We start from the raw sequence: 26,223 nt of genomic DNA, 5'->3' as shown, positions 1-26,223 counted from the left end.
GCCGACGGTCAGTCACCCGAGAGCAGGCCGCGGGTCTTCTCGACGTCGGTGTTCATCATCGCCACCAGATCCGCCACCGAGTCGAACTTCTCCTGGCCGCGGATCCGGCTGACGAAGTCGACGGCGACGCGCTGTCCGTACAGGTCGGCGGTCTCGTCGATCACGAACGCCTCCACGGTGCGGGCCCGCCCGGAAAATGTCGGGTTGGTGCCCACCGACACCGCTGCCCGGCAGCGCTGACCGGCGACGACGGTGCCGGGCACCTGGCCGTGTCCCAACACGGTGAACCAAGCGGCGTACACCCCGTCGGCCGGAATCGCCGCAAAGGCCGACGGTGCCACGTTGGCGGTCGGGAAGCCCAGACCGCGCCCACGACCGTCACCGCGCACCACCAGCCCCTCGACCCGGTGCGGCCGGCCCAGCGCCTCGGCTGCCGCCGCCACATCGCCGGCGTCCACACAGGACCGGATGTAGGTCGAGGAGAAGGTGACCGATTGGGCGGCCTCGGCGCGCTCGGCCACCAGCGACACCGATTCGACCCCGAACCCGAACTGCTCGCCGGCGCGGCGCAGGGTCTCGACGTTGCCGGCCGCCTTACGGCCGAAGGTGAAGTTCTCCCCCACCACCACTTCCACCACGTGCAGGTGCTCGACCAGCAGTTGGTGGATGTAGCGGTCCGGGGTGAGCTTCATGAATTCGGGCGTGAACGGAATCACCAGGAACACGTCGATGCCGAACTGCTCGACCAGCTCAGCGCGACGCGCCAGTGTGGTGAGCTGCGCCGGATGGTTGCCGGGGTAGACGACCTCCATCGGATGCGGATCGAAGGTCATCAGCACCGTCGGCACGCCGCGCGCCCGGCCGGCCTTCACCGCATGGGTGATCAGTTCCGCATGGCCGCGATGCACACCGTCGAACACGCCGATGGTGAGCACACACCTGCCCCAGTCTGTGGGGATCTCATCCTGCCCCCGCCACCGCTGCACCAGGACAGCCTAAACTGTCCGATTGTGAGCCCTTGGGAGCAGTCGGATGGGCTGAGTAGCGTCGCCCAGGACTATCTGAAAGTCATCTGGACCGCCCAGGAATGGTCACCGGACAAGGTCAGCACCAAGATGCTGGCGGAGAAGATCGGCGTGTCCGCCAGCACCGCCTCGGAGTCCATCCGCAAGCTCGCCGATGCGGGCCTGGTGGACCACGAGAAATACGGCGCGGTGACCCTGACCGATGAAGGGCGACGGGCGGCGCTCGCAATGGTGCGCCGGCACCGGCTGATCGAGACCTTTCTGGTGTGCGAGCTTGGCTACGGCTGGGACGAGGTGCACGACGAAGCCGAAGTCCTCGAGCACGCGGTGTCCGACCGGCTGATCGCGCGCATCGACGCCAAGCTGGGCTTCCCGCAGCGCGACCCGCACGGCGACCCGATCCCGGCCCCGGACGGGCAGGTGCCCACTCCCCCTGCCCGCCAACTGTGGGCGTGCGCCGACGGCGAGACCGGCACGGTGGCCCGCATCTCCGACAACGATCCGGAGATGCTGCGCTACTTCGCCCAGGTAGGCATCAGCCTCGACGCCCGGCTACGGGTGCTGGCTCGCCGCGACTTCGCCGGCATCATCTCGATAGCCCTTGACTCGCCGGCGGACTCCGATCTCGAGCAGGCCACCGTCGATCTGGGCAGCCCTGCCGCGCAAGCGATCTGGGTGGTCTGACCGCCACTTCGCGTAGCCGGCCGGCTGGCCTTCGGCCTCCGAACGGTTCGGGTCTGCTCCTGCCCGGTGCCGGAGCGGTGCCGCTGGCTCTACGATCTGCGGATGGCAAAGCTTGAGCTCTCTCGTGAACTGTCGCTGCCTCCCGACCAAGCCTGGGCCCACGCGTCGAATCTGGCCGAGTTGGGTGACTGGCTGTCGCTGCACCAGGGGTGGCGCTGCGATATCCCGGCCGAGCTCACCGCCGGAACCACGTTGATCGGGGTGGCGGGAGCAAAGGGAATGCGCAACCGAGTCACTTGGACGGTCCGCGACTTCGACCCGCCCGCACTGCTGGAGTTGACCGGCGACGGCGTGGGCGGCACCAAGTACGCGCTGACCTTGGCGATCAGCCCCGCCGCAACGGGATCGAAGTTCGTCCTGCGGATGGACCTGGGCGGCCGGCCGCTGTTCGGGCCGATCGGCGCGGCCGCCGCCCGGGCCGTCAAGGGCGACATCGAGGGATCGATCAAGCGATTCGAGCAGCTCTACAGCTGAGGCGGCAACCGGCTCATCAGAGCAGCCGAAGCGCCACTCACCACAGCATGTGCACCTGTTCGGCCCAGCCGAGTAGACCGTTCACGGCAACATTCGCGCCGTCATCGGTGCGGATCCGGCCGTGGTAGTGCCCGAAGCACTGATGGGTCCCCGGCAAGGGTGAGCGGTGATGGAACGGGGTGAACGTCAGCTCGACCTGATCGGAGTCGGGTGTGCGGATCGTCCACGGCCCGGTGTATTCGGGGTAGTGCCAGTCCAGTTCGGCGCCGATCTTGCTCAATCGGCCGTCGACGCAGAGCGCATTCTCGGTGCTTGCGGTGCCGACAGTCCACTTGCCGCCCAGCTGCAGGCCGACCGTGTGGCCGTCGGTGTGCCCGGACGCCGCACCCCAGTTCCACACGGTGTTGGCCGGCCAGCGTCCGCGCCCGTGGTCAAGCACACCCCAGCCGCCGGCGAAGTCGTAGCTGGCGTCACCGACCCGTACGACACCCGAGGCCGGCCGCGCGGTGTGTTTGGCGGTGTATTGGAATCTCTTCTCGCTCCACGGCACCACCACCGCCAGCGTCTCGTGCCCGGGCGGCAGGGCCACAAACAGGTCACCGTCCATGGGGCCGGCCGAGGTCTTGCAGGAGAACCGGATCCGCGTGCCGTCGGGCTCGGCGGTGAGGTCGATCGCGACCAGGCCACGAGCGGAGGCCGGCCCGTCGCCGAGGCTGGTGGGCAGCGTTATCCCCCACCCTCCCGGGTGCAGACAACTGCGGCTCACCTCACGCCCGGAATAGTCCAGCAGGAAGACGTTGCTCACCCCGAGGTAATCGAGGTCGGCCAGCGTGATCGCGATCAGGTGAGTGGGCGTCGTCAGGCACCAGTACTCCCACCGCTTGCTGCGGCCCCAGCCACGCAGGTTGCAACGGTGCAGCGGTGTTCGGGTCCAACCGACGGCGGCGGGGTTCAGCAATCCGGCCGCATCGCACAGATCGACAGCCTCGGTGATCTCGCGTTCCGCGGTGGCCATCGGCGGACTATAGCGTCGCCGGCCGGATGACGACCACCGACTTGGTCCGCCTTCCCGAGTCCTCCAGTAGCGCGATCACTCGGTCGTCGGCATCGGTTGCCGCATAGGTTCCGTCGATGCCCGCCGGGGCCAGCGGCCGGCCGTGGCTGACGTCGAGCGCCTCGTCGACGCTCAGGTCCCGGCGCGGAAAAGTCTGCAAGCAGGCGTCATCCAGGCTGTAGCTCAGCCGTGGGCTCTCCCCCAGTTCGTCGAGGGTGCGGGCCTGATCCAGCCCGAAGCTGCCGGCCCGGGTACGTCGCAATGCGGTCAGGTGTCCGCCCACCCCCAGCTCACTGCCCACGTCACGTGCCAGTGCCCGGATGTAGGTTCCCGCTGAACAGTCCACCTCAACGTCCAGATCGACGAGCGCCTCATGGCGCCGCAGCGCCAGCAGCTCGAAGCGCTCGATACGCACCGGCCGGGCAGGCAGTTCGACAGCGCGCCCCTCCCGGACCAACTGATAGGACCGCTTGCCGGCGACCTTGATGGCGCTGACCGCCGAGGGCACCTGAGCGATATCGCCGCGCAGTCCGGCGATCGCCGCGGCGATCTGATCGTCGGTGATGTGCGTCGCCGAAGTCGTCTCCAGCACCTCGCCTTCGGCATCCTCGGTCGAGGTGTTCTGCCCCAACCGGATGGAGGCGGCGTAAGACTTCTGCGACGCGGTCAACAACCCCAGAATCTTGGTAGCCCGTTCGATGCCGATCACCAGCACCCCGGTGGCCATCGGGTCCAAGGTGCCGGCGTGGCCGACCTTACGAGTCCCGAAGAACCTGCGACACCGGGAAACGACGTCGTGGCTGGTCATTCCGGCGGGCTTGTCGACGATCACCAGGCCGGCCGGCGGGGGCGTGCTCATAGCACGATCGCCGTCAGCACCAGGCCGCCCGCCACCGACCAGCGTCCGCGCAGCTCTGTCAGCGGAGGTCCGGACAGCGCCGCGGGATCGATCAGGATGCGAGAGACGAACGCACCAGACGTTTCGTCAGTAAGAGTGAAAGTGATGTGGGCGTCCTCGAAGCCCAACCACCGCCTGGTCAGCGGGAACCACACCTTGTAGGTGGCTTCTTTGGCGCAGAACAGAATTCGGTCCCAATGCCTGTCTTGCGGCAGTGCTGCGAGTTCGTCACGTTCGACAGGCAGGCTGACCGCCTTGAGAACGCCGTCGGGCAGCACGTCGTGCGGTTCGGCGTCGATACCCACCGATCGCACGTCGCCACTGCGACCCACCACCGCACCGCGGAAGCCCGCGCAATGCGTCAGACTGCCGACAACGCCGGCGGGCCACGTGGGCTCGCCCTTGTCCCCCTTGAGAATCGGGACCGGCGGTTGCCCGAGCTCTTCCAGCGCCAGCCGAGCACAGTAACGCGCGGTGATGAATTCATTGCGGCGCTTGGCAACCGAACGCGCGACCAGCGGCTCTTCCTCGGGCAGCGGAGCTAGCCCGGGCGGATCGTCGTAGCGTTCGGCCCAGGCCAGTGAACCCGCCGGCGCTCCTTCGAGCACCCCGTCCAGCAGCTTGCTCATCGCGCCTGCCGCCTGTGCAGACGTTCGGCGAACTTCGCACTGGCCTCACGCATCTCGTCGGTGATGGCGAAGTGACCGCCGAACTCGTTGAGGTAGCCGGGCGGATAGTGCGGCTCGGGCAGGATCTGGCGCAGCCACCGGTGCGGCCGGCGTCGACGCCATTCCCTGGGATAGCCCACGGAGACCTCTTCGAAGCGCACGCCGTCATAGAACGTGGTGCGCGGGATGTGCAGGTGGCCGTAGACCGAACACGCCGCGTTGTAGCGCGTGTGCCAATCGGCGGTTTCGACGGTGCCGCACCATAACGAGAACTCCGGGTAAAACAGCGCGTCGCAGGGCTGGCGCACCATCGGGAAATGGTTGACCAGCACGGTCGGGGTCATCCAGTCGAGGTCTTCGAGGCGCTTACAGGTTGCCGCCACCCGGTCGCGGCACCATGCGTCTCGGGTGCCGTAGGGCTCGGGTGAGAGCAGGAACTCGTCGGTGGCGACCACATTGTTCTGCCGCGCGATGGCTAAACCTTCGGCCTTGCTCGTCGCCCCGGCAGGCAGGAACGTGTAGTCGTAGAGCAAAAACATCGGCGCGATGATGGCGGGGCCGCCCTGCTCGGTCCAGACCGGAAAGGGGTGCTCGGGGGTGATGACGCCCATCTGGTCGCACATGTCGACCAGATAGTCGTAGCGGGATCGGCCGAACACCTGCATCGGGTCCTTGTTGGTGGTCCACAACTCGTGGTTTCCGGGGACCCAGATCACCTTCGCGAACCGCTTCCGCAGCAGGTCCAGCGCCCAGCGGATCTCGTCGGTACGCTCCGCAACGTCACCGGCGACGATCAACCAGTCGTCACCGGTGACCGGGCGCAGTGCCTCGGTGATCGGCTTGTTACCCAGGTGGCCGGTGTGCAAGTCAGAGATTGCCCACAGAGTTGGGCCATCTGCGGCCCTGCGCTCGTGGGTGGTCACGAAGGTCGAGCCTAGCGACGATCGCAAGCACGACGGAGTCGGGCGCCGCGGGTCGTCGCCATTCAGCCCAGCGACGATCGCAAGCACGACGGAGTCGGGCGCCGCGGGTCGTCGCCATCAGGCACCGTAGGTCCGCGGAATTAGAACGTGTTCTCGCCTTCGGGGCGGTGACCGGTGCCACAACTTGTACACTCCCGGCAGAACACCGGGCGGAAGCGAGGAGTGTCATGCTCACCAAACTGCGTCTTATCACCGCCTTGGGGGCGCTGGTGATGGCCGTCGTGATGGTCTGGCAACAGACACCCCCCAGCAATGACGTCGCCGGCAAGTCCGGGGTTCAGTTGCGGTCCACCGCGATGCCGCTGGCACCCCCAACCACCTCGAGCAAAGCGGTCAACCTCACCAACCCGCGCCCGTTCGACGCCTGCGAGGACATCCCCTACGACGTCATCGCACAGTTGGGCCTGGCGTTCACGCCGCCCAAGCCGGTCGAGGGCGTGCGCTGTGAATTCGACGCCGGCAACTACCAGATGGCGGTCGAGACGTTCGTGTGGCGCAGCTACGACGAGTCCATCCCGGCCGATGCGATCGAGATGGACATCAACGGCCACCGGGCGGCGCAGTACTGGGTGATGAAGCCCACCGAGTGGAACAACCGGTGGTGGTTCTCCTGCATGGTGGCGTTCAAGACCAGCTACGGGGTGATCCAGCAGTCGCTGTACTACTCGCCGGTGTACTCCAACCCGGACATGGACTGCCCCACCGAGAACCTGATGCGTGCCCACCAGCTGGCTCCGCACTACAAGTACTGATCGCATGGCCACCACCAGCTCGCCGCGTCTGGCCGATGTCGTGGTGAACCGGGCGCTGCGGCGACTGCCGCCGCCTACCACCGGTTACACCGTGCACCGGGAACAGATCCCGATGCGCGACGGCGTCCAGCTGCGCGCCGACCACTATCAGCCGACCGGCGCCGTGGCCGGCACCCTGCTGGTGCGCTGCCCCTACGGCCGCAAATTCCCGTTCTCGCTGGTGTTCGCCCGGATGTACGCCGCCCGCGGCTACCGGGTGATTCTGCAGAGTGTGCGCGGCACCTTCGGCTCCACCGGTGTGTTCGAGCCGATGGTCAACGAGGCCGCCGACGGCGCCGACACCGTGGCCTGGATGCGCGACCAACCCTGGTTCACCGGGTCGTTCGGCACCATCGGGTTGTCCTATCTGGGCTTCACTCAGTGGGCGTTGCTGGCCGACCCGCCGCCCGAGCTGACCGCGGCGGTCATCACCGTCGGACCGCACGATCTGTACGAGTCGACCTGGGGCAGGGGGGCATTCGCGCTCAACGACTTTCTGGGCTGGAGCCACATGATGGCCCACCAGGAGGTCCGCCCACGGATCAGGGCCGGGGTGGCGCAGCTGACCGCACAGCGCAGGGTCCGACGTGCCGCCGCCGGGTTGCCGCTGGGCGCGGCCGGCCGGACCCTGCTGGGCGGCGGCTCACCGTGGTACGAGTCGTGGGTCGAGCACCCTGATCGCGACGACCCGTTCTGGGACACACTGCGTCACCCGGTGGCACTGGAGCAGACCCGGGTTCCGGTGCTGCTGCTCAGCGGCTGGCAAGACCTGTTTCTGGACCAGACGCTGACTCAGTATCAGACCCTGCGCGACCGCGGAGCCGAGGTGGCGCTGACCGTCGGCCCGTGGACCCACACCGAGATGCTGACCAAAGGACTGCGTGCGGTCACTACGGAATCCCTGGCCTGGCTCGACATTCACCTGGGCGGCGCCGACCGGGCACCGCGCACCAGCCCGGTGCGCGTCTACGTCACCGGCGGCGGAGGCTGGCGTGACCTTCCGGACTGGGCGCCGGAGTCCACCGGTCACAGCTGGTGGCTGCAGCCCGGCGGGCGACTGGCCGACTCCCCGGTGCCCGACGGTGCGGCAGACTCGGCGAGCTTTCACTTCGACCCCGCGGACCCCACACCGACGGTGGGTGGGCGGCTGCTCGCCCCCGGCGGTGGTTATCAGCGCGACGACGTGCTGGCTCGCCGTGCCGACGTGCTGACCTTCACCGGGGAGCCCCTGACCCAGGATGCCGACGTCTTCGGCAGCCCCGTGGTGGAGCTGGCGCATTCCAGCGACAACCCGCACGTCGACGTGTTCGTCCGGGTCAGCGAGGTCGATGCCCGCGGACGCTCGCGCAACGTCAGCGACGGCTACCTTCGGCTGAACCAGGACGCCGGGATGGTCCGTATCGAGCTGGACCAGATCGCGCACCGCTTCGCGGCCGGATCCCGCATCCGGCTGCTGATCGCCGGCGGCAGCCACCCTCGATACGCCCGCAACTTGGGCACCGGCGAACCGGCGATCAGCGGCGCCGCTCAGCGGCCGGCGAAGCACACGATCGACCTGGCCGGCTCACGGCTGCTGCTGCCCCTGAATCGCTGAGACAGACTTCACCAGCAGGTCTGACATCAGCCGCTGCGGATCCAACTCCTCAGCCGCGCTGCCCATGACGACCACCGACGTTCGGTCGTCGAGCGCCGCCGTGTACAGATAATCGGGATCGGCCTCCGGGTCCGCGACACTCAGCTTCACCCCGGTCGTGGTGACGCCGGCGATGGCGGGCGCCGCCACGCGCTCCACCGATCCGCTGGCCTCCGGCGAACCGGACAGCGAGACCCGGTCGCAGCCGGCCGGATCGGGTGCCGGGGCGATGGGCTCCGGTGATCGCAGCGCGACGACATACATGTTGCCCTGATCGCCCTGCCCGATCACTCCGGCAGCTTCGGTGCCGACCTTCGGGTCGACATAGGGCGGAATGACCACCGACCGGCACTGTGGCGGGTCGACCACGGCGTTGGTGAACGCGGCTACCGCAGACCCGTCGATATCGGACTGCTCCAAGGTCTTTGCCGGGTGCGCCTGCGCGGTGAAGTCCTGCGGAAAGTCGTCGGCCACCGCGCCGACCCGAGAGATGTCGTAGGCGGGGCTTGACTGCGCGACCGGCGCCTGGGTCTGCTCGGCGACGGGCGAGGAGGACGCCGCCGATCCTGCCGGAGCCACTTCGGCACTCGAACCGCACCCGGCGAGGGTTGCCCCCACGCCGAGTGCGGCCAGCAGTACCAGCCCGTTGCCAGCTCTACCACGGTCCAGCCGTGGCTTGGCCGACATCTCGATCACCACCACCACCACCAGCGGTGCCAGAAGTGGTGATGGTGACGCCACCAGTGGTGATGCCGAGCCCACGTCTGCGGCGCGGGCGCCGTATGCCACGTCGCGGCGAACACGGTGTCAGCCGGGGCGCGATCGATCGCGACACGGTTCCCGAACGCGGCGGGGAGGTCGGCCCGCGGGCCGGCCATCTGGACCGCGGCGGGCAGTTGTGCAGCTGCCTCCCCCGGGGCCGCCTGAGCAGGTCCAGCGGCGCCGACCAGCAGTGCCCCGGCGACGGTGCCGACACTGATCGCTCCGGCGGCCATACGGCGGCACGAATTCCGCGAAATCAACATGATTTCCTCCCTTGTCAAGATTCCCGAAATTATCTTGATATTCGGACAGTAGCACCGGCGGGGTCGCTCAACAACCGTCGGATTAACAATTTTTTGAGGCTCATGGAATTTCACTGCTGGCGTCAGTGTATTGCGACTTGGCGCATCCTTCGCCCAGGTGAAATGGCCTCTACTGATCTACTGATCCACTGATTCACGGACCTCCGTATTTAATGGGATCATGACAGATCAACCCTGTCTAACATTTCTTTAATGCTACATAAACAATGGCTCGGGAAATTCCCATTCCTTGGTTCTGCGTGCATGCGATCGGGTGGCCGTTCCACGCAGCGCCGGGGCATGCGGCACCGGCGACCCGGATCGTGAGCACCGGAACCTGGCGCTGCTGGCCGCGCTACCTGGTGATCGCCGTGACCGGCGAGAAGCGGGGAAGGCACGTGGGCTCGACGCGACTTGAGACGATCAGTTTCAGGCCACGACGATGCCTGTCACGACGGTTGACGGTCTAGGCTGGCGTGAGTACCAGGGTGAGGTTCCACCGCAACCGAAGGTCCACACAATGAGCACTGCCAGCGATTCCCTCAATAACCGCAGTATCGGCGCCCCGGCCACCGGCTGGGCACCGACCCGCGAGACGGGGATGAAGCCGACTGAGCCAATCCCACTGCGTCAGACCCGAACCCGCCGCACGGTCGATCTGTCGCCGGCCCAACATCGCGGGCTCGACCTGTGGCAGCGCGACGCCGCCGACCGGGTGGGATGCGCTCGCATCACCGGGCAGGAAGTGATGACCGCGCTGATCGACCAACTGCTGGCCGACCCGGAACTCTCGGCACAGATCATTCGGACCCTGAGGTCACGGCGCTAGCATCCACCGGGACCTCAGGGTCCGACTGCGCAGGAGCGTCACTGCGCCAGGATGGCAGAGCAGTTCGAGTGGGTCGGCACACCGTTGAAGCGATCGCTGACCCAGGCCATACTCCGCTCACCGTCGACGAACTGCGGCAGCAGGATATTGATATCCATCTTGTTGAACAGCGGCGGCTGCTCATTGGTCCACAGTTCGACGTCGGCACCCAGCGTGCACCAGTCGCGGGCCGTGTCATGGGCTGCGGTGTAGGGCGCCAACGGGTCCCAGCGGTTGTGCGAGATGTACACCGGCCCCTTGGGCTTGATGTTGCCGACCCGCTGCGAGGCGAAGATCGTCTTCAGGGGCTCAGAGGAGGCGATGGCATTCAGGTCGTCCTTGAACCAGAACTCCAGGTGGCGGAACGCGTAGTCGACGCCGCCCTGCACCAGGCAGGTGTGCCCGCTCCAGTCCAGCATCTGGACACCGCGCGGGGTCAGCGCATCCCAAATGGCTTGTTCGGTTTCGGGATAGGACGCCTGAATGCCGCGCAACAGGTAGCCGGCGAGCACGGCCAAGAAGTTGCCGTCGACGGACGGAATCGCCTCGACCACGTTGGTCATCGGCGCGTTGGCGTACGTGCCCACGACATTGAGTTCAGGCGCGTAGCTCGGTGCGAGCTCGGCGGCCGACAACGACGCCTGCCCGCCGGATGCCCAGCCCCAGAACGCGACCGGGCCGTGCGGGTCCAGCGATGTGCCGGGCAGCTGCTGTGCTGCGCGGGCCGCGTCGATCAGTGCCGTTCCCGCCGCAACCCGATTCAGGAACTGGGGCGACTGCGGGCCGTGGGTGCCCAGCCCGACCCCGTCGGTCACCACGATGGCGAAGCCGCGCGCCAGCAGCGTCGCGATGAAGCCCTCTTCGTAGTTGAAGGTCAGGTCGAACCCCTGTGAGAAGTGGATACCCTGGTCGAGCAGCCGCGACGGGGCGCACTGCTCGCCGACCCCGTACGGGCCGGTCGCGTAGGCGATCAGGGGACGCGGGCCGGTACCCGGCCAGGGCACGTCGGGTTCGATGTAGGCCCCGGTCACCGCGACCGGCTGCGCTTGAGCATCCGTACTGCGGTACATGATTCGCGTTCCGGTCCCGACAAAGGCACCCAGCTGACCAGACGGCTCCAGGACCAGTCGCAGCGGTTCAGTGCGAATCAGGGCGCCCGGCTTCCCGGCCGGAAGCGGTGCCGGCGGCGTGTAGAACGCTTCGTATTTGATGTCGTCGGCCATCGCCACCGGGCCGACCACCGTGGTGAGCGAACCGGCAGCCAGCGCCATCGCCGCCACGGCCGCTACTGTCCGGCGGCTGGATCGCCGACCGGCGGCCGGCGTGCTTGCCGAGGCGGCGGTGCTGCAGTCGGTGCGCGTCCGCCACCGATGGACCACCCTGGACAAGCCATCACGACTAATCGAAATCCTCATTGACTCTTCCTCTTTGGGACGCCGGGGACAGGCCGCACATCAGGACGCGCAAGATCACCGTGCGTCGGACGGTGATTCAGGAGGGAATGAAATGCCAGTCCCGGCCGGCAAGCAACAGGCTGCGCGGTAGCGATCACCGGTCACAAAGCTGTGAACAGCGGCATAGCGTTTGATAACAATTACCGCCACGACGAGTTGAAATTGATGCGGCCGTTAGTTTCCGACCTGGGCTCGTGCTGCCCCGCCGGCCGGCCCGCTAAGGAGCGCGCCCCCGCCGGGCAGCAGCGGACGCCGGGTCGGGAGCGGGTTTCCGATCACCATGTTTTTTTGACGCGACTGACGCCATCGGCACTGCTCAGCGCCCCGTTCAGCGGGGCGACCTGATTCCGGCCCTGTTGTCCGGCAACAAGTCCGCCGCGTTGTATCCGTGACAGCGCCAGACATCCGGTGTGCCACATAGTTTCTCCAAGGAGTCCCCCATGACCGTCGTCACCGAGCGGCCGGCCACCAGCGGCCAGACCATCGCGCACGTGCTCGCCACCGCTGACCGGGTTGCCGAGGAGCTGCGCGCGACCGCGGCCGAGCGTGACAAGGCGAACGCGACACCGCGCGCCGAGATCGAGCTGCTGCGCACCAACGACCTGCTTCAGATCCAGGAGCCGGTCGAATACGGCGGATCCGGACTGAACTTTGCCCAGTCCGCTCTTGTCACCAGGCGGATCGCCCGAGGCGACACCTCGATCGCCCACCTGCTCGGCTATCACTACGCCCAGACCCGAGTCGCCCAGCTGTTCGGCACGCCCGCGCAGGCCGACGCCCAGTCACGTCGAAACGCCGCCGAGAAGTTGTTCTGGGGCGGCATCCAAAACCCGCGCGGCAGTACAGGACTGGTCTTGACCCGCGACGGTGACGGCTTCCGGCTCAACGGCAGCCGGACCTTCGCCAGCGGCGCCAGCACGGGCGACCAACTCTCGGTCACCGCACTGCTGGACGGGTCACAGGTCTTCCTGTCCCTCGATGCCCGCGGGGGACGACAGGGTTTCACCTTCCTCGATGACTGGGACAACATCGGTCAACGCCTGACGGACTCCGGCGGGCTCCGGGTCGTCGATGCCCGCATCGAACATCACGAGGTGCTCGGTGAGGCACCGTTCATCGGGGGCACCCTCACTCCGTACCAGACGCTGATCACCCCGCACTGGCAGTTGGCCTTCGTCAACTTCTATGTCGGCACCGCCGAGGGCGCGCTCACCGAGGCGTTGGCGTGGACCAGGGCGAACGCCACCCCCTGGGAGTCCTCGGGCGTCGAGAGCGCCACCGACGACCCGTACATCCTGCAGACCGTCGGCGAGCTGGTCAGTCAGGTACGCGCCGCGGCACTGTTGGCCGACCGCGCCGGTGAGGCACTGCAGGCGGCCGTCAACATCGGTCCCGCACTGACCGAGGACCAGCGCGCCGAAGCCGCGATCGCCGTGTACGAGGCGAAGTATCTGTCCACCGAAGTCGGCTTGCAGGCCGCCAGCCGACTGTTCGAGATCCAGGGCGCCCGCGCCACCACCAGCGCCTACGGCTTCGATCGGCATTGGCGCAATCTGCGCACGCACACCTTGCATGACCCGGTCGCGTACAAGGCGCGTGAGGTCGGAGACTGGGTGCTCAACCACCGGCATCCCGAGTTCTCGCTCTACCGCTGATGGCGATCACACTGCACTGGTTCCTGCCCACCAACGGTGATTCCCGCAGCGATCTGAGTCTGGGAAACGCCGTCGGTGCCGCAGGCAGCCGCGTGAACCCTTACGGCGCCGACCGCGCCCCGGACCTGGACTACCTGCGTCTGGTCGCCGGAGCAGCGGAGCAGTTGGGGTTCACCGGGGCGCTGACCCCGACCAGCAGCTGGTGCGAGGACGCCTGGGTGTTCACCGCCGCGCTCAGCCAACTCACCAAGCGGTTCAAGTTCCTGGTGGCCTTCCGTCCGGGGCTGCAGGCGCCGACGCTGGCAGCCCAGGCGGCGGCGACCTTCCAGCGGGTTTCGGGGGGCCGGCTGCTGCTCAACGTCGTCACCGGCGGTGACGATGCTGAGCAGCGGCGGTTCGGCGACGACTTGGACAAGACCGCCCGCTATGCCCGTGCCGCCGAGTTTCTCACCGTCTTCCGGCAGCTGTGGACGGGAGATCCGGTCACGTTTCACGGCGATCACCTCTTCGTGGAAGATGCGACCATCGTGCCCGCGGCGACCTGGCCGGAGATCTATCTCGGCGGGTCCTCGGCCGCGGCGATCGACGTCGCCGCCGAGCACGCCGATGTCTACCTGACCTGGGGCGAACCACCAGACCAGGTCGCCGACAAGCTCGACGCGGTTCGCCGGCGGGTCAAGGACGTGGGTTCAGCCCGGGCGGCCGCCGGCGAGCTGCGGTTCGGAATCCGGCTGCATGTCATCAGCCGGCCCACCGCAGCCGAGGCGTGGGCCCAAGCCGACCGATTGCTGGCCGGACTCAGCCCAGAGCAGATCCAACGTGCCCAGCAGATCCAACAGAAGTCCGGGTCGGAGGGCCAGCGACGGATGACCGCGCTGCACGGTGGGCGGACCGACCAACTCGAAGTGTCGCCCAACCTATGGGCCGGTGTGGGCCTGGTCCGCGGCGGCGCCGGAACCGCACTGGTGGGTAGCCACGAGGAGGTCGCCGACCGCATCGAGGAGTACTACCACCTGGGGCTGGACGAGTTCGTCCTGTCCGGCTATCCGCACCTGGAGGAGTCCTTCTCGTTCGGGGAGGGCGTGGTGCCGATTCTGGCCGAACGGGGCCTGCTCGCGAACCCCGTCACCGCACTGACAACGTAAGGAAGACAAGGCAATGCCGACCCACGCCCCCACGCCGCTGAGCTTCGCCTATTGGGTTCCCAACGTCAGCGGTGGGCTGGTGACCTCGACGATTGAGCAACGCACCGACTGGAGCTACGACTACAACGTCGCCCTGGCCCGGATCGCCGAAGAAGCCGGCTTTGAGTACGCATTGACACAGGTCCGCTACACGGCGAGCTACAGCGCCGAATATCAGCACGAGTCCACCAGTTTCAGCCTGGCCCTGCTGCTGGCCACCGAGCGGCTCAAGGTGATCGCCGCGGTGCACCCGGGGATGTGGCAGCCGGGAGTGCTGGCGAAGTGGCTGGCGACCGCCGACCATCTGTCCAACGGGCGGGTGGCGGTCAACGTCGTCAGCGGCTGGCTCAAGGACGAGTTCACCAAGCTTGGCGAACCGTGGCTCGAGCACGACGAACGCTACCGGCGCAGTGCTGAATTCATCCAGGCGCTGCGGGAGATCTGGACCAAGGACCGGGCCAATCTGGCCGGCGACTTCTACCGGATCCGCGACTTCAAACTGCAGCCCAAGCCGCTTTCCTGGGAGGGCCGACCCCACCCGGAGATCTTCCAGGGCGGCAACTCCACCGCAGCCCGCAACAACGGCGGTCGCTATTCGGACTGGTACTTCTCCAACGGCAACGACTTCGACGGAGTCACCGCGCAGTTGGCCGACCTTCGTCGGGTCGCGGCCGATTCCGGTCGCGCCGAGCCGCCCCGCTTCGGTCTCAACGGCTTCGTCATTGTGCGCGACACCGAATCGGAGGCCAAAGAGGTGCTGCGAGAGATCATCGCCAAAGCCGACGTTCCCGCGGTCGAGGGTTTCGGTGCGGCGGTGCGCCAAGCCGGCGCGTCGACCGCAGACCAGCGGGGCATGTGGGCGAACTCCACCTTCGAAGACTTGGTGCAGTACAACGACGGCTTCCGCACCCAGTTGATCGGCACCGCCGAACAGGTTGCCGAGCGCATCGTCGCCTACCGGAAGCTGGGCGTGAATCTGATCTTGGCCGGGTTCCTGCACTTCCAGGAGGAAGTCGAGGCGTTCGGCCGGAACGTGCTGCCGCTGGTGCGCGAACTGGAAGCACATGCCGGGTTGGCGCCGGTACCTGAGCCGGCACTGCCGTGACGGCTGGCACCACGGTGCGACTCGGCAGCCACACCGAAGCCGTCGCGGCCGCAAAAACCTTCGCCGACGCGATACGCCCCGGCGGGGCCGACCGCGATCGGGCTGGGGGCGTTCCGCACACCGAACTCGCCGCGTTCGACCGCTCCGGCCTGCCGGCGATCACAGTTCCCGTCGCCGACGGCGGATCCGGCCTGGGACCGGTGACTCTGGCCGAGGTGATCAGCACGATCGCCGCCGCCGATCCGGCGCTGGCGCAGATTCCGCAGGGCCACTTCCTGGCGGTCGACATCTTGCGTCTGCTGGGTACTGCCGACCAGCGCCGGACACTGCTGGGCGCGGTGACCGAGGGTGGCCGCATCGCGCCGGTGCTGGCCGAACGCGGCGGCACCCACGCGCTCGACCTGAAGACCCGTCTGGTCGCCGATGGACCAAGCTGGCGCCTGGAGGGCGTCAAGTACTACAGCACCGGCGCCATCACCGCCCGCTGGTTGGCCGCCAGCGCACTGGACCCCGACGGCCGGTTGGTGCTGGCACTGGTCGAGCGCGACCGGGCAGGGGTCAGCATCGGCGAGGACTGGTCCGCGATGGGACAGCGCTCCACCGTCAGCGGCACAACAACTTTCGACGGGGTACGCGTCGATGCGGGTTTCGTCGTGCCGTACGGAACGGCGTTCAGCGAGCCGCAACTGCTCGGGGCGCGAGCGCAGCTGGTGCACGCGGCCATCGAAGCCGGGATCGCGCAGGGGGCGCTGGCCGATGCCGCAGAGTTCGTCCGGACTCGCAGCCGGCCGTTCTTCGAGGCGTACCGCGCCGACCATGCGCCGACCGCCGCCGAGGATCCCAACATCCGGTTGCGGTTCGGCCGGTTGGCCACCCGCAGCCGTGCCGCCGTGCAACTGCTGCGCTGGGCAGCTGACGTCCTCGAGGAGTTGGGCCTGGTCCCGGCCGGTCCCGACACCGCCGCACACGGGTCGATCGCGGTTGCCCAGGCCAAGGCGTTCGCCAGCGACGTGGCCGTCGACGTGGCCAACGAGCTGTTCGCGTTGACCGGGGCCAGCGGAACCGACCTCAAGCACGGATTGGATCGGCATTGGCGCAACGCTCGCACACACAGCGTGCACGATCCGGTCGACTGGAAGTACCACCACATCGGGGCATGGGAACTCGCCGCTGTTCGGCCGCCCAACCACGCCCAGATCTGACCCGCCGGGCAGCTCAGCCGAGAGTGTCACGGACCCGGGCGGTCACCGCCTCGAGCTGTTCGTCGGCGAATACCGGGGCACCCAGCTCAGGGTCGTCGATGGCTAGCCGTACCCAGCTGGCGCAGCCGGCATACTCGGGTCGGCGCGGCAGCCACACCGGTGCCGACAGCGGGAACACCTGGATCACCAGCGCCGTCAGCCGATGTTTGGGCCGGAAATCCAACCGATCCGCGCGCACCGATTCAGCGGTCCAGATGTGCAGGTCCGCAATGTACTCGAGCGCCTCGGGCCGCTCTACGGGCAGCGCTGCAACGACTTTGGCCGCGGCCCGAACCAGCACCTGCTCCGCGGTGGAATCGGCGGCCGCCGGTGCGAGCAGATCGCGATGTTCGGGACGGACCCGTTCGGCGTGGCTGTGTACCGAGGTGGGAAACAGCAAGAACTCGTCGGCGCTGACGTCGAAACGCTTCTCGTGAATACCGCCTTTACGCAGCAGGATTCGTTGCCGGCCGGCCCGCAGCGCGGCAATGACAGCGCTCCACTCCTTCAATGCCATACCGTGCATTCCGCTCAGCGTAGCTGGGGCTACGGTGAACCGGTGAGTGACGACATTCTGCTGGTCAAGACACAGGACCGCATCCGCACCCTTACCCTCAACCGCCCGCAGGCCCGCAACGCGCTGTCCGGTGCGCTGCGTGCGGCCATCTTCAGCGCGCTGGCCGACGCCGACGCCGATGACGACGTCGACGTGCTGATCCTGACCGGCGCGGATCCGGTGTTCTGCGCCGGGTTGGACCTCAAGGAGTTCGGCGGATCCACTGCAGTGCCGGACATTTCCCCGCAGTGGCCCCCGATGACCAAACCGGTGATCGGTGCCATCAACGGTGCGGCAGTCACCGGCGGGCTCGAGTTGGCGCTGTACTGCGACGTCCTGATCGCCTCCGAGCAGGCCCGATTCGCCGACACCCACGCCCGGGTGGGCTTGCTGCCGTCCTGGGGCCTCAGTGTCCGACTCCCCCAGAAGGTAGGCGTGGGCTTGGCCCGCCGGATGAGCCTGACCGGCGATTACCTGTCGGCCGCCGACGCGCTGCGGGCCGGGTTGGTCACCGAAGTGGTGCCGCATGACGAGTTGCTGCCCGCTGCAAGTCGGGTGGCGGCCGCGATCGTCGGCAACAACCAGGCCGCGGTACGGGCGCTGCTGGCCTCCTATCACCGCATCGACGAGTCGCAGACCGCCACCGGACTCTGGATCGAGGCGATGGCGGCCAAGCAGTGGCTGAAAACCGTGACCGGCGCGGACGTCGCCGCCAACCGGGCGGCCGTACTGGAACGTGGGCGCGCCCAGGTGCAGTGACAAACACGTCCCGGACGGAGCTTGGGCACCGTCCGGGACGCGTTTGGTGAGGCGCACTGCTAGAAGTCGAGACCCAGGAACGCAGCGCCCGGGTCCAACAACGCCGAGGCGTCGAAGCCACCGAACAACCCGCTCAGGTCGACATCGCCGAACGGGGTGACGAATGTGTCGGTGACGGTGCTGTCGGCGCCGTCCAGACCGGGGATGGCCGAGTAGACGTTGGCGAAACCGCCACCGAGGTTCAGCACGCTGTACACCGAACCCAGCACCGGCAGGTCCGCTGCGTCGCCATCACCGGGCGTCACACCATCGATGACGAACTCGGTGGTGGTCAGGCCCAACAACTGGGTGACGGTCTCCTGCGCGTGCGCGGTGCCGAGCAGGTCCGTGCCGTCAAAGATGTTGAAGTCCTGCGAGGTGATCGGGAGCGGGAAGAAGGTGCCCCCGAGGTCGAGGCCGGGCGTGCCACCGCCGATGTTGAGGAACGGCAGCGCTCCGACCGTCTGGAAGACCGGCGCGAATCCCGGGGTGACGTCGGCCCCGGACCCGGTGAACGGGTCGAAGGTGGTGCCATCGATGGTGAAGGCGTCCTGGCCCACGGCGCTGTCACTCAGGGCGCCGAACGCCGCTCCCGGATCCAGGCTGATCCCGCTGGCCATGCCGCTGAAGATCGAGCTCAGATCCATGCTGCCGAACGGCGTCACCAACGTGTCGGTGATGGTGCCGTTCTCACCCGGGGTGGCGACGTAGACGTTCGCGAAACCGCCACCGAAGTTGAACGCGTCGTAGATCGTTCCCGCCGACGGCAGGCCGTCGCCGGTCTCCGATCCGTCGGTGACGACCAGCTGGGTGTTGGTCATGCCGAACAGGTCGGTCACGTCCACCGCGGTGTTGATAGTGCCGATCTGAGTGGCGTCGTCGCCGGTGCCGCTGAACACGGTGAAGTCCTGCGAGGCGAGCCCGTTTCCATGGGTGCTCGGGTCTCCCAGCGATGCGCCGCCGATACTCAGGAACGGCCCCGCACCACCGAGTGCGGCGATCGGGTTGAAGCCCTCCTGCGCGGATCCACCGGTTCCGGTGAACGGATCCAGCGTCAGACCGCCGATGGCGAACGCATCCTCGCCGCCGCCCGACGCTCCGGCCTGCAGCGCAGCGAAGGCGTCGCCCGGCTGCAGCGGGTCCGCCGCGTTGATGCCGGCGAACATCGAGCTCAGATCCATGTCTCCGAAAGGCGTCACGAATGTGTCGGTGACGGTGCCGTCCGCACCCGGGGTGGCGACGTAGACATTCGCGAACCCGCCACCGAAGTTGAACACGTCATAGACCGCGCCTGACGTGGGCAGATCCGCTGCCGTCTCGCCGGATGCCGCGTCGACGTCCGTGACGGTGAACTCGGTGTTGGTGAAGCCCGCAAGGTTTGTCACGACCACGCTGGAAGTGACGCTACCCAGGTTGGTCCCGTCGGCCCCGAACACCGCGAAGTCTTGCGGCGCGGTGGGCACCAGGCCTCCTGGGCTACCGCCGCCCAAGGTCAGCAGTGGCGCAGAGCCGGTCAGCGGATGCACTAGGGAGAATCCCTCCTGCGCCGAGGAGCCGGTTCCTGTGAACGGGTCGAACGTGAAGCCGCCGATCGTGAAGGCGTCGGCACCGGTGGCGCTCGGCGCGACAGCGTCGTCGCCGGGGCCTGCCACGGCGACCGCCGCCTGTAGGAACGCCGCAGTAAGCAGTCCGCCACCAGTGGCCAGACCTGCGACGATCAGTCGGTAGTGCATCATTCTGAGCTTCCCCATCTCTGTCGTTTTCCCAAGCCAGTGGGTTACACCGCCAGTGTCAGGCGTGTGCAACTGGTAACAACGCGCAGAACGCTACCCGCGAGTAACCTAGATGTATAGATCGTCTGTCTATGCTTTTTCTGCCAATCGGCTGGACAAATAGAACGCCCCGGCGCGCTGGTGCACGGTTACCGTGGGACAGCAAACCGGACCTACCCAGGTGGACTCAGCCGTGACACACAACTACCCGCCCGGTCCCCCGTGGCCCTACCCCCACGTCGCTCCGCCGCCGCGTCGGCGGCCCGGTGATGTGATCGCCGCAACGCTGCTCGCGGTGCTGCTGCTCCTGACGTGCGGGCTGGGCTTGATCTATTCGATGTTCGCTGGGATGGCGACCGATGTGTGCTCCAGTAACCATCCTTGCCACGACGGCCTGATCAACGGGGCGTACCTGGTGGCCTGGGGCGGCATTGGCGCGGCCGTGCTCCTCACCCTGGCGGGCATGGGCGTCAGCGTGCGCCGACGCAGCCGCATGGTCGTCTGGCCGGCAGTGGGCTGGTTGATCTTCGTGGTCACCTTCGTCGCCGGCGGTCTCCTGCTCAGCGCAGGCGTGGGCGGTCTGGGCTAGCCGATCCGCCGAAGCACCCGGCACGGATTTCCGGCCGCGAGCACGCCGCCAGGCAAATCCCGGGTCACCACGCTGCCGGCCCCCACGACCGTGTCGGATCCGATCGACACACCGGGGCACACGATCACCCCCGCTGCCAGCCACACGTTGTCGCCCAGTGTGATCGGAGCGGCCGATTCCCAGCCCGACCGTCGCGCACCGATGTCATCCACCGGGTGCAATGCCGTCACCAGCTGGACGCGGGGGCCGACCGATACATGGTCCCCCAGGGTGATGGGCGCGCAGTCCAGAAAGACCGCGTCGTAGTTGATGAAACAGTTGGCGCCGATGCTGATGTATATCCCGTAGTCGCAACAGAATCGGGGCAAAATCTCCGAGTTCGCCCCGAACGATCCGAGCAGTTCGCCCAGCAGCTCACGGCGGGCGTCTTCGTCGTCTGCCCCGGTGGCGTTGAACGCCGCCACCACGCGCTGACATGCCCGCCGACCGGCGACGAGGTCCGGGTCGTCGGGCCGATACGGCGCCCCGCGCAGCATCCGTTCCCGCTGACCGCTCACGCAACCGATCCTACGGCCGTCCGGCCCGCACCCAGCGCCCGGAAAGCGCTCGCCACCCGACGAACAGCAACCGCAGCACCAGAGAAGCCGTCAGCCCCGACCAGATTCCGGCAAGCCCCCAGCCGAAGGCCAACGACAGCCACACCAGCGGCAGGAAACCGACCAGCGCGCTGATCACCGTGGCGGTGCGCATGAATGCCGTGTCGCCCGCCCCCAACAACACGCCATCGAGGGCGAAAACAATTCCTGCAATGGGCAATTGGGCCACCAGAAACCACCACGGCACCCCGACCGCGGCCAGCGCCGCATCATCGTTGGTGAACAATCCGGGCAGGACGCGCGCCCCGAGGGCCAGTAACCCTGCCAGCACGGAGGCAGCGGCCACGGAGAACAGCGTGACGCGGACGGCCACCGTCTTGGCGTGTCGGGCATCGGATGCACCCAGCGCCGCGCCCACCAAGGCCTGCGCGGCGATCGCCAGCGAATCAAGGGCCAACGCCAGGAAGTTGAACAGCTGCAACACGATCTGATGGGCAGCCAACGCTGCGGCCCCGAATCGCGCCGCGACCGCGGCGGCCGACAGAAAGCTGGCCTGGAATGCCAGCGATCGTGCGATGAGATCGCGTCCCATGACCAGTTGCGCCCGTAGCACGCCGCCATCAAGCTTGCATGACACCGGTTCGCGGTGCAGGGCGCGCAGGAACAACAGCGCAGCAATCCACTGGCCCGCACAGTTGGCCACCGCTGAGCCGGCCAGACCCCAGCACGGCATGCCCAGCCAGCCGAAGACCAGCAGCGGGCACAGCAGCGCCGAAACCGCAAAGCCCGCAATCACATAGCGCGGGGGTCTCGCCATGTCCTGCACACCGCGCAGCCATCCGTTTCCGGCCAGCGACACCAGAATCGCCGGTGCGCCAAGGATCGCAATTCGCAGCCACGGCAAGGCGGCCTGGGCGATCGCGTCACGCCCGGCGACAGCCGAGACCAGCGGCACCGCCGCGACCTGGATCACTACGACGATCAGCGCCCCCAGGCCAAGGGCCAGCCAGGTGGCCTGTACCCCCTCGGCGACCGCGGCGGGACGATCGCCGGCACCGAAGTGCCGCGACGATCGCGCCGTCGTTCCGTAGGACAGGAAGGTGGCCTGCGAGGCGACCAGACTCAGGATCATCCCGCCTATCGCCAGACCAGCCAGGCCCAGGGCACCGAGGCGGCCGACGACAGCGGTGTCGAACAACAGGTACAGCGGTTCGGCGGCCAACACCACCAGCGCGGGCAGGGCCAGTGCCGCGATCCGTTTGGTTCCGGCGCCGGATTCGTCAGCCAAGGCCGGCAACCAGGGCGGCAACCACGTCTGCCGCCGTGCCGCTGACCGTGTATCCGGCGGCCAGCCGGTGCCCGCCGCCGCCGAATGCCACAGCCACGGCACTCAGGTCCACCGCGGACTTGGCGCGCATCGACACCGCCCAGCATCCCGGCACGGTCTCCTTGAGCACGGCCGCCACCTCGGCTTGCGCGGCGGTGCGCACGATGTCGACGATGCTCTCCACCTCCTCGGGCCGCGCCGCAGTCCACTCGGCATGGTCGACCACCGCATAGACCAGCCCGCGCCCGCCCGCCGCGCCCGGCAGCAGTCGCGCACCGGACAGCACCCGCGACAGCATCGTCAGCCAGCTGAACGGGTGGGTGTCCATCACGGTCCGGGCGACCGCCGCATTGTCGACTCCGGCCTCCACCAGCCGCGCCGCCAGCCGATGCGCGCGGGGACTGGCCCACCGGAACGACCCGGTGTCGGTGATCAGCCCCGCATACAGGCAGTGCGCCACGTCCGCATCGATCGGCTCGCCCCAGGCATCGATCAGGTCAGCCACCATCATGGTGGTCGAATCCGCTGATGCGTCAACGAAATTGGCGGTACCGAACAACTTATTCGACGCGTGATGGTCGATGACCAGCAGCTCGCGTCCCACGGCCAGCTGCCCCAACTCCCCGAGCCGATCCGCGCTCGAGACATCGACGGTCACCACCAGATCGACGTCGCGGCACATCACGTCGGCACCGACCAGCAACTCGCCACACGGCAACGACTGCAGCGACTGCGGCAACGCCGCGGGCCGGGCGAAACCGACCTCGACCGCCTTGCCGCGCCGTCGCAGGACCGAGGCCAGCGCCAGCCCCGCACCGATGGTGTCGGCGTCGGGATGCACATGACAGATCACCGCCAGCGTGCTCGCACCCGCCAGCAGTTCCACGGCCCCGGCGGCGTCGACCCGCCGGCCCGTGGGCAGCGGGTCAGTCGCCCGACTGCTCACCGTCACCGCTGTCATCGGCACCTGCTTGTCCAGGTGCCTCGCGATACGGGTTGGGGTCTCCGACCGGCTGCTTGCCCTCCCGTATCCGGGCCAGGTCGGCGTCGGCGGCCTGCGCTGCGGCCAGCAATTCCGACATCCGATGGGCGGCATCGGGCACGGTGTCCCGCACGAACGTCAGGGTCGGGGTGAACCGAACCCCGGTGCCTGCGCCCACCTTGGAACGCAGCACCCCCTTGGCGCCCTCCAACGCGGCAGCGGCACCGCCGTAGTCGGGATCCTCGTCCAGGGACCGACCCAGCACCGTGTAGTACAGGGTCGCGTCATGTAAGTCAGCGGTCACCTTCGCGTCGGTGATCGTCACGCCGGCCAGCCGCGGATCCTTGATCTCATACTCGATCGCCGAGGCGACGATCGTGGAGATCCGCTTGGCCAGCCGGCGTGCCCGTGCCGGGTCAGCCACTACGTCCGCGCCTTCTCGACGAGCTCGTAGGCCTGGATGACATCGCCTTCCTTGATGTCGTTGTAGGTCAGCGTCAGACCACACTCGTAGCCGTCGCGGACCTCGGTGACATCGTCCTTCTCCCGCCGCAGCGAGGAGATAGTGACGGTCTCGGCGATCACCACGTTGTCACGCAGCAGCCGCGCCTTGGCGTTGCGACGCATAAGACCGGAGGTGACCAGACAGCCCGCGATGTTGCCCACCTTGGAGGAGCGGAACATGGCGCGAATCTCGGCCCGCCCCAGCTCCTTCTCCTCGTAGATCGGCTTGAGCATGCCCTTGAGCGCGCTTTCGATCTCTTCGATGGCCTGGTAGATGACCGAGTAGTACCGGATCTCCACACCTTCGCGGTTGGCCAGCTCGGTAGCCTTGCCCTCCGCCCGCACGTTGAACCCGATGATGATCGCGTCCGACGCCGATGCCAGGTTGACGTTGGTCTCGGTGATGCCACCGACACCGCGGTCGATGACCCGCAGCTGCACCTCGTCGTCGATCTGGATTCCCATCAAGGCCTCTTCCAGGGCCTCGACGGTACCGGCGTTGTCGCCCTTGAGGATCAGGTTCAGCTGGCTGGTTTCCTTCAGCGCCGAGTCCAGGTCCTCCAGCGAGATCCGCTTGCGCGAGCGCGCCGCCAGCGCATTGCGCTTACGCGCGCTGCGCTTGTCGGCGATCTGGCGAGCGATGCGGTCCTCGTCGACCACCAGCAGGTTGTCGCCGGCGCCCGGCACCGAGGTGAACCCGATGACCTGGACGGGCCGCGACGGCAACGCCTCGTCGACGTCGTCGCCGTGCTCGTCGACCATGCGCCGCACCCGGCCGTAGGCGTCGCCGGCGACGATCGAGTCGCCGACCCGCAGCGTTCCGCGCTGGATCAGCACGGTGGCCACAGGGCCGCGGCCGCGGTCGAGGTGAGCCTCGATCGCGACACCCTGAGCCTCCATGTCGGGGTTGGCCCGCAGGTCCAGGGCGGCGTCAGCGGTCAACAGCACCGCCTCCTCCAGGGCCGCGATGTTGGTGCCCTGCTTGGCGGAGATGTCGACGAACATGGTGTCGCCGCCGAAGTCCTCGGCAACCAGCCCATACTCGGTGAGCTGCCCCCGGATCTTGGCCGGGTCGGCACCTTCTTTGTCGATCTTGTTGACCGCCACCACGATCGGTACGTCAGCGGCCTGGGCGTGGTTGATGGCCTCCACCGTCTGGGGCATCACACCGTCGTCGGCGGCCACCACCAGGATCGCGATGTCGGTGGCCTTGGCGCCACGGGCACGCATGGCGGTGAACGCCTCGTGACCGGGGGTGTCGATGAACGTGATCAGACGCTCGGAGCCGTCGAAGTCGACCGAGACCTGGTAGGCACCGATGTGCTGGGTGATGCCGCCGGCCTCGCCCTCGCGGACGTTGGCCTTGCGGATGGTGTCCAGCAGTCGGGTCTTGCCGTGGTCGACGTGACCCATGACGGTCACCACCGGCGGCCTGCTCTGTAGGTCGTCTTCGCCGCCCTCGTCCTCGCCGTAGGTCAGATCGAACGACTCCAGCAGCTCGCGGTCCTCGTCTTCGGGCGAGACCACCTGGACCACGAAGTTCATCTCGCTGCCCAGCAGCTCGAGCGTCTCGTCACCGACCGACTGGGTGGCGGTGACCATCTCACCGAGGTTGAACAGCGCCTGCACCAGGGCAGCCGGATTGGCGTCGATCTTCTCGGCGAAATCGCTCAGCGATGCGCCGCGGGCCAGCCGGATGGTCTCACCGTTGCCGTGCGGCAACCGCACACCACCGACGACCGGGGCCTGCATGTTCTCGTACTCGGCGCGTTTCGCCCGCTTCGACTTGCGGCCTCGCTTGGGTGCACCGCCGGGGCGGCCGAAGGCACCGGCCGCGCCACCGCGCTGGCCGGGACGACCGCCGCCGCCACCACCGCCGGGACGACCCCGAAAACCGCCGGCGCCGGCGCCTGCGGGGCCACCTCCGCCACCGGGACCGCCGGCCCCGCCGCCGCGGTAGTTACCACCGGGACCGCCACCGGGACCGCCCGGACGACCGCCGGGGGCACCCGGCCGGCCACCGCCGCCGGGACGCGGCGGACCGCCGGGACGCGCCGGACGACCCTGTGCGCCGAAGTTGCTGGAGCGTCCGGGCATGTTGCCCGGTGTCGCGCCGCCGCCGGGCCGCGGCATGCCGGGCCTGGGCGCTCCACCCGGGCGGGGCGCCTGCGGGTGCGGACGCGGGATGGCGCGCTCGACGGGCTGCGCCGAGGAGAACGGGTTGTTTCCGACGCGCGGGGTGCGGGCGCCGGGCTTGG

26 protein-coding genes are annotated in these 26,223 nt (G+C 67.9%); 11 read left to right on the top strand and 15 right to left on the bottom strand.

What is annotated here, in order from left to right:
* Positions 1-8 precede the first annotated feature (8 nt).
* Positions 9-986, bottom strand: coding sequence for a bifunctional riboflavin kinase/FAD synthetase (locus EJK91_RS17610; protein ID WP_024444056.1), 978 nt, complete (start codon positions 984-986; stop codon positions 9-11).
* A 24-nt stretch (positions 987-1,010) separates the two neighbouring features.
* Here EJK91_RS17610 and mntR point away from each other — a divergent pair, with 24 nt between their 5' ends.
* Positions 1,011-1,709, top strand: coding sequence for a manganese-binding transcriptional regulator MntR (mntR, locus tag EJK91_RS17605; protein ID WP_024444055.1), 699 nt, complete (start codon positions 1,011-1,013; stop codon positions 1,707-1,709).
* Between the two features lie 102 nt (positions 1,710-1,811).
* Positions 1,812-2,243, top strand: a complete 432-nt coding sequence (locus tag EJK91_RS17600) for a type II toxin-antitoxin system Rv0910 family toxin (protein ID WP_125079568.1) — start codon at positions 1,812-1,814, stop codon at positions 2,241-2,243.
* A gap of 37 nt (positions 2,244-2,280) precedes the next feature.
* Here the strand turns inward: EJK91_RS17600 and EJK91_RS17595 are convergent, their stop codons facing one another.
* The 4 genes from EJK91_RS17595 to EJK91_RS17580 are packed head-to-tail and all read right to left on the bottom strand — an operon-like array spanning position 2,281 to position 5,786.
* Positions 2,281-3,258, bottom strand: coding sequence for a DUF2804 domain-containing protein (locus EJK91_RS17595; RefSeq protein ID WP_046302218.1), 978 nt, complete (start codon positions 3,256-3,258; stop codon positions 2,281-2,283).
* Positions 3,259-3,265: 7 nt separating this feature from the next.
* The gene (gene truB, locus EJK91_RS17590) at positions 3,266-4,156 is read right to left on the bottom strand and encodes a tRNA pseudouridine(55) synthase TruB (RefSeq protein ID WP_125079567.1); all 891 of its coding nucleotides are present in this window, start codon (positions 4,154-4,156) and stop codon (positions 3,266-3,268) included.
* Positions 4,153-4,824 (bottom strand): 4'-phosphopantetheinyl transferase PptT, encoded by a 672-nt coding sequence (gene pptT / locus EJK91_RS17585; protein WP_125079566.1) that lies wholly within the window; start codon positions 4,822-4,824, stop codon positions 4,153-4,155. The genes truB and pptT overlap by 4 nt, the downstream gene beginning before the upstream one ends.
* Positions 4,821-5,786, bottom strand: coding sequence for a metallophosphoesterase family protein (locus EJK91_RS17580; protein WP_125079565.1), 966 nt, complete (start codon positions 5,784-5,786; stop codon positions 4,821-4,823). The genes pptT and EJK91_RS17580 overlap by 4 nt, the downstream gene beginning before the upstream one ends.
* A gap of 227 nt (positions 5,787-6,013) precedes the next feature.
* Between EJK91_RS17580 and EJK91_RS17575 the strand changes: the two genes are divergently transcribed.
* Together EJK91_RS17575 and EJK91_RS17570 are read left to right on the top strand one after the other, a co-directional pair.
* Entirely contained in the window at positions 6,014-6,598 is a 585-nt protein-coding gene (locus EJK91_RS17575; RefSeq protein WP_024443151.1) for a DUF3558 family protein, read from the top strand.
* 4 nt (positions 6,599-6,602) lie between these two features.
* Positions 6,603-8,231 (top strand): CocE/NonD family hydrolase, encoded by a 1,629-nt coding sequence (locus tag EJK91_RS17570; protein WP_125079564.1) that lies wholly within the window; start codon positions 6,603-6,605, stop codon positions 8,229-8,231.
* Here EJK91_RS17570 and EJK91_RS17565 read toward each other — a convergent pair.
* Both EJK91_RS17565 and EJK91_RS17560 read right to left on the bottom strand, forming a co-directional pair.
* Positions 8,202-9,011 (bottom strand): DUF5642 family protein, encoded by an 810-nt coding sequence (locus EJK91_RS17565; protein ID WP_241178732.1) that lies wholly within the window; start codon positions 9,009-9,011, stop codon positions 8,202-8,204. The two genes, EJK91_RS17570 and EJK91_RS17565, sit on opposite strands and share 30 nt — an antisense overlap.
* Positions 8,963-9,295, bottom strand: coding sequence for a hypothetical protein (locus EJK91_RS17560; protein ID WP_125079563.1), 333 nt, complete (start codon positions 9,293-9,295; stop codon positions 8,963-8,965). The genes EJK91_RS17565 and EJK91_RS17560 overlap by 49 nt, the downstream gene beginning before the upstream one ends.
* Before the next feature lie 559 nt (positions 9,296-9,854).
* Here EJK91_RS17560 and EJK91_RS17555 point away from each other — a divergent pair.
* The gene (locus EJK91_RS17555; RefSeq protein WP_024443155.1) at positions 9,855-10,163 is read left to right on the top strand and encodes a hypothetical protein; all 309 of its coding nucleotides are present in this window, start codon (positions 9,855-9,857) and stop codon (positions 10,161-10,163) included.
* A gap of 38 nt (positions 10,164-10,201) precedes the next feature.
* On the opposite strand, the gene EJK91_RS17550 is transcribed toward EJK91_RS17555, so the two are convergent.
* Positions 10,202-11,473 (bottom strand): lipase family protein, encoded by a 1,272-nt coding sequence (locus EJK91_RS17550; protein WP_036458301.1) that lies wholly within the window; start codon positions 11,471-11,473, stop codon positions 10,202-10,204.
* Positions 11,474-12,096: 623 nt separating this feature from the next.
* Here EJK91_RS17550 and EJK91_RS17545 point away from each other — a divergent pair.
* The 4 genes from EJK91_RS17545 to EJK91_RS17530 are packed head-to-tail and all read left to right on the top strand — an operon-like array spanning position 12,097 to position 16,802.
* Positions 12,097-13,311 (top strand): acyl-CoA dehydrogenase family protein, encoded by a 1,215-nt coding sequence (locus EJK91_RS17545; RefSeq protein ID WP_125079562.1) that lies wholly within the window; start codon positions 12,097-12,099, stop codon positions 13,309-13,311.
* On the top strand, positions 13,311-14,456 hold the full coding sequence (locus tag EJK91_RS17540; RefSeq protein ID WP_024443158.1) for an LLM class flavin-dependent oxidoreductase: 1,146 nt from the start codon (positions 13,311-13,313) through the stop codon (positions 14,454-14,456). Before EJK91_RS17545 ends, EJK91_RS17540 begins: the two co-directional genes overlap by 1 nt.
* A 13-nt stretch (positions 14,457-14,469) precedes the next feature.
* Entirely contained in the window at positions 14,470-15,600 is a 1,131-nt protein-coding gene (gene sfnG / locus EJK91_RS17535; RefSeq protein ID WP_046301402.1) for a dimethylsulfone monooxygenase SfnG, read from the top strand.
* On the top strand, positions 15,597-16,802 hold the full coding sequence (locus EJK91_RS17530; protein ID WP_125079561.1) for an acyl-CoA dehydrogenase family protein: 1,206 nt from the start codon (positions 15,597-15,599) through the stop codon (positions 16,800-16,802). Before sfnG ends, EJK91_RS17530 begins: the two co-directional genes overlap by 4 nt.
* Positions 16,803-16,815: 13 nt before the next feature.
* Here EJK91_RS17530 and EJK91_RS17525 read toward each other — a convergent pair whose 3' ends face one another.
* Positions 16,816-17,367, bottom strand: a complete 552-nt coding sequence (locus tag EJK91_RS17525) for a DUF1802 family protein (protein ID WP_125079560.1) — start codon at positions 17,365-17,367, stop codon at positions 16,816-16,818.
* 33 nt (positions 17,368-17,400) lie between these two features.
* Here EJK91_RS17525 and EJK91_RS17520 point away from each other — a divergent pair, with 33 nt between their 5' ends.
* Positions 17,401-18,156: an enoyl-CoA hydratase gene (locus EJK91_RS17520; protein ID WP_024443162.1), complete on the top strand. Its 756-nt coding sequence runs from the start codon at positions 17,401-17,403 to the stop codon at positions 18,154-18,156.
* A gap of 59 nt (positions 18,157-18,215) precedes the next feature.
* Here the strand turns inward: EJK91_RS17520 and EJK91_RS17515 are convergent, their stop codons facing one another.
* Positions 18,216-19,928, bottom strand: a complete 1,713-nt coding sequence (locus EJK91_RS17515; protein WP_125079559.1) for a hypothetical protein — start codon at positions 19,926-19,928, stop codon at positions 18,216-18,218.
* Positions 19,929-20,160: 232 nt separating this feature from the next.
* On the opposite strand from EJK91_RS17515, the gene EJK91_RS17510 reads away from it, so the two are divergent.
* Positions 20,161-20,556, top strand: coding sequence for a hypothetical protein (locus EJK91_RS17510; RefSeq protein WP_125079558.1), 396 nt, complete (start codon positions 20,161-20,163; stop codon positions 20,554-20,556).
* Here EJK91_RS17510 and EJK91_RS17505 read toward each other — a convergent pair.
* The 5 genes from EJK91_RS17505 to infB form a co-directional block, all read right to left on the bottom strand.
* Entirely contained in the window at positions 20,553-21,113 is a 561-nt protein-coding gene (locus tag EJK91_RS17505; RefSeq protein WP_024443164.1) for a sugar O-acetyltransferase, read from the bottom strand. The two genes, EJK91_RS17510 and EJK91_RS17505, sit on opposite strands and share 4 nt — an antisense overlap.
* Before the next feature lie 10 nt (positions 21,114-21,123).
* On the bottom strand, positions 21,124-22,440 hold the full coding sequence (locus tag EJK91_RS17500) for an MATE family efflux transporter (RefSeq protein WP_125079557.1): 1,317 nt from the start codon (positions 22,438-22,440) through the stop codon (positions 21,124-21,126).
* Positions 22,433-23,440, bottom strand: coding sequence for a DHH family phosphoesterase (locus EJK91_RS17495; RefSeq protein WP_046301399.1), 1,008 nt, complete (start codon positions 23,438-23,440; stop codon positions 22,433-22,435). Before EJK91_RS17495 ends, EJK91_RS17500 begins: the two co-directional genes overlap by 8 nt.
* Positions 23,406-23,885, bottom strand: a complete 480-nt coding sequence (rbfA, locus tag EJK91_RS17490; RefSeq protein ID WP_024443167.1) for a 30S ribosome-binding factor RbfA — start codon at positions 23,883-23,885, stop codon at positions 23,406-23,408. The genes EJK91_RS17495 and rbfA overlap by 35 nt, the downstream gene beginning before the upstream one ends.
* A partial coding sequence (gene infB / locus EJK91_RS17485; protein WP_125079556.1) for a translation initiation factor IF-2 occupies positions 23,885-26,223 on the bottom strand: 2,339 nt, incomplete at its 5' end. The genes infB and rbfA, both read right to left, overlap by 1 nt.

Origin of the sequence: Mycobacterium sp. P7213 (assembly GCF_900604305.1) — a bacterium.
Lineage (GTDB): Bacteria > Actinomycetota > Actinomycetes > Mycobacteriales > Mycobacteriaceae > Mycobacterium.
The sequence above is the reverse complement of the archived record's forward strand: the minus strand, read 5'-3'. Positions and strand labels throughout refer to the sequence as shown.

Coding starts and splice junctions, on each gene's coding strand:
- EJK91_RS17545 (WP_125079562.1), top strand. CDS start 12,097: ATGACCGTCGTCACCGAGCGGCCGGCCACCAGCGGCCAGACCATCGCG.
- EJK91_RS17595 (WP_046302218.1), bottom strand. CDS start 3,258: ATGGCCACCGCGGAACGCGAGATCACCGAGGCTGTCGATCTGTGCGAT.
- EJK91_RS17560 (WP_125079563.1), bottom strand. CDS start 9,295: ATGTTGATTTCGCGGAATTCGTGCCGCCGTATGGCCGCCGGAGCGATC.
- EJK91_RS17515 (WP_125079559.1), bottom strand. CDS start 19,928: ATGCACTACCGACTGATCGTCGCAGGTCTGGCCACTGGTGGCGGACTG.
- sfnG (WP_046301402.1), top strand. CDS start 14,470: ATGCCGACCCACGCCCCCACGCCGCTGAGCTTCGCCTATTGGGTTCCC.
- EJK91_RS17495 (WP_046301399.1), bottom strand. CDS start 23,440: ATGACAGCGGTGACGGTGAGCAGTCGGGCGACTGACCCGCTGCCCACG.
- EJK91_RS17570 (WP_125079564.1), top strand. CDS start 6,603: ATGGCCACCACCAGCTCGCCGCGTCTGGCCGATGTCGTGGTGAACCGG.
- EJK91_RS17550 (WP_036458301.1), bottom strand. CDS start 11,473: ATGGCGCTGGCTGCCGGTTCGCTCACCACGGTGGTCGGCCCGGTGGCG.
- truB (WP_125079567.1), bottom strand. CDS start 4,156: ATGAGCACGCCCCCGCCGGCCGGCCTGGTGATCGTCGACAAGCCCGCC.
- EJK91_RS17600 (WP_125079568.1), top strand. CDS start 1,812: ATGGCAAAGCTTGAGCTCTCTCGTGAACTGTCGCTGCCTCCCGACCAA.
- pptT (WP_125079566.1), bottom strand. CDS start 4,824: ATGAGCAAGCTGCTGGACGGGGTGCTCGAAGGAGCGCCGGCGGGTTCA.
- EJK91_RS17525 (WP_125079560.1), bottom strand. CDS start 17,367: ATGCACGGTATGGCATTGAAGGAGTGGAGCGCTGTCATTGCCGCGCTG.
- EJK91_RS17575 (WP_024443151.1), top strand. CDS start 6,014: ATGCTCACCAAACTGCGTCTTATCACCGCCTTGGGGGCGCTGGTGATG.
- EJK91_RS17555 (WP_024443155.1), top strand. CDS start 9,855: ATGAGCACTGCCAGCGATTCCCTCAATAACCGCAGTATCGGCGCCCCG.
- EJK91_RS17540 (WP_024443158.1), top strand. CDS start 13,311: ATGGCGATCACACTGCACTGGTTCCTGCCCACCAACGGTGATTCCCGC.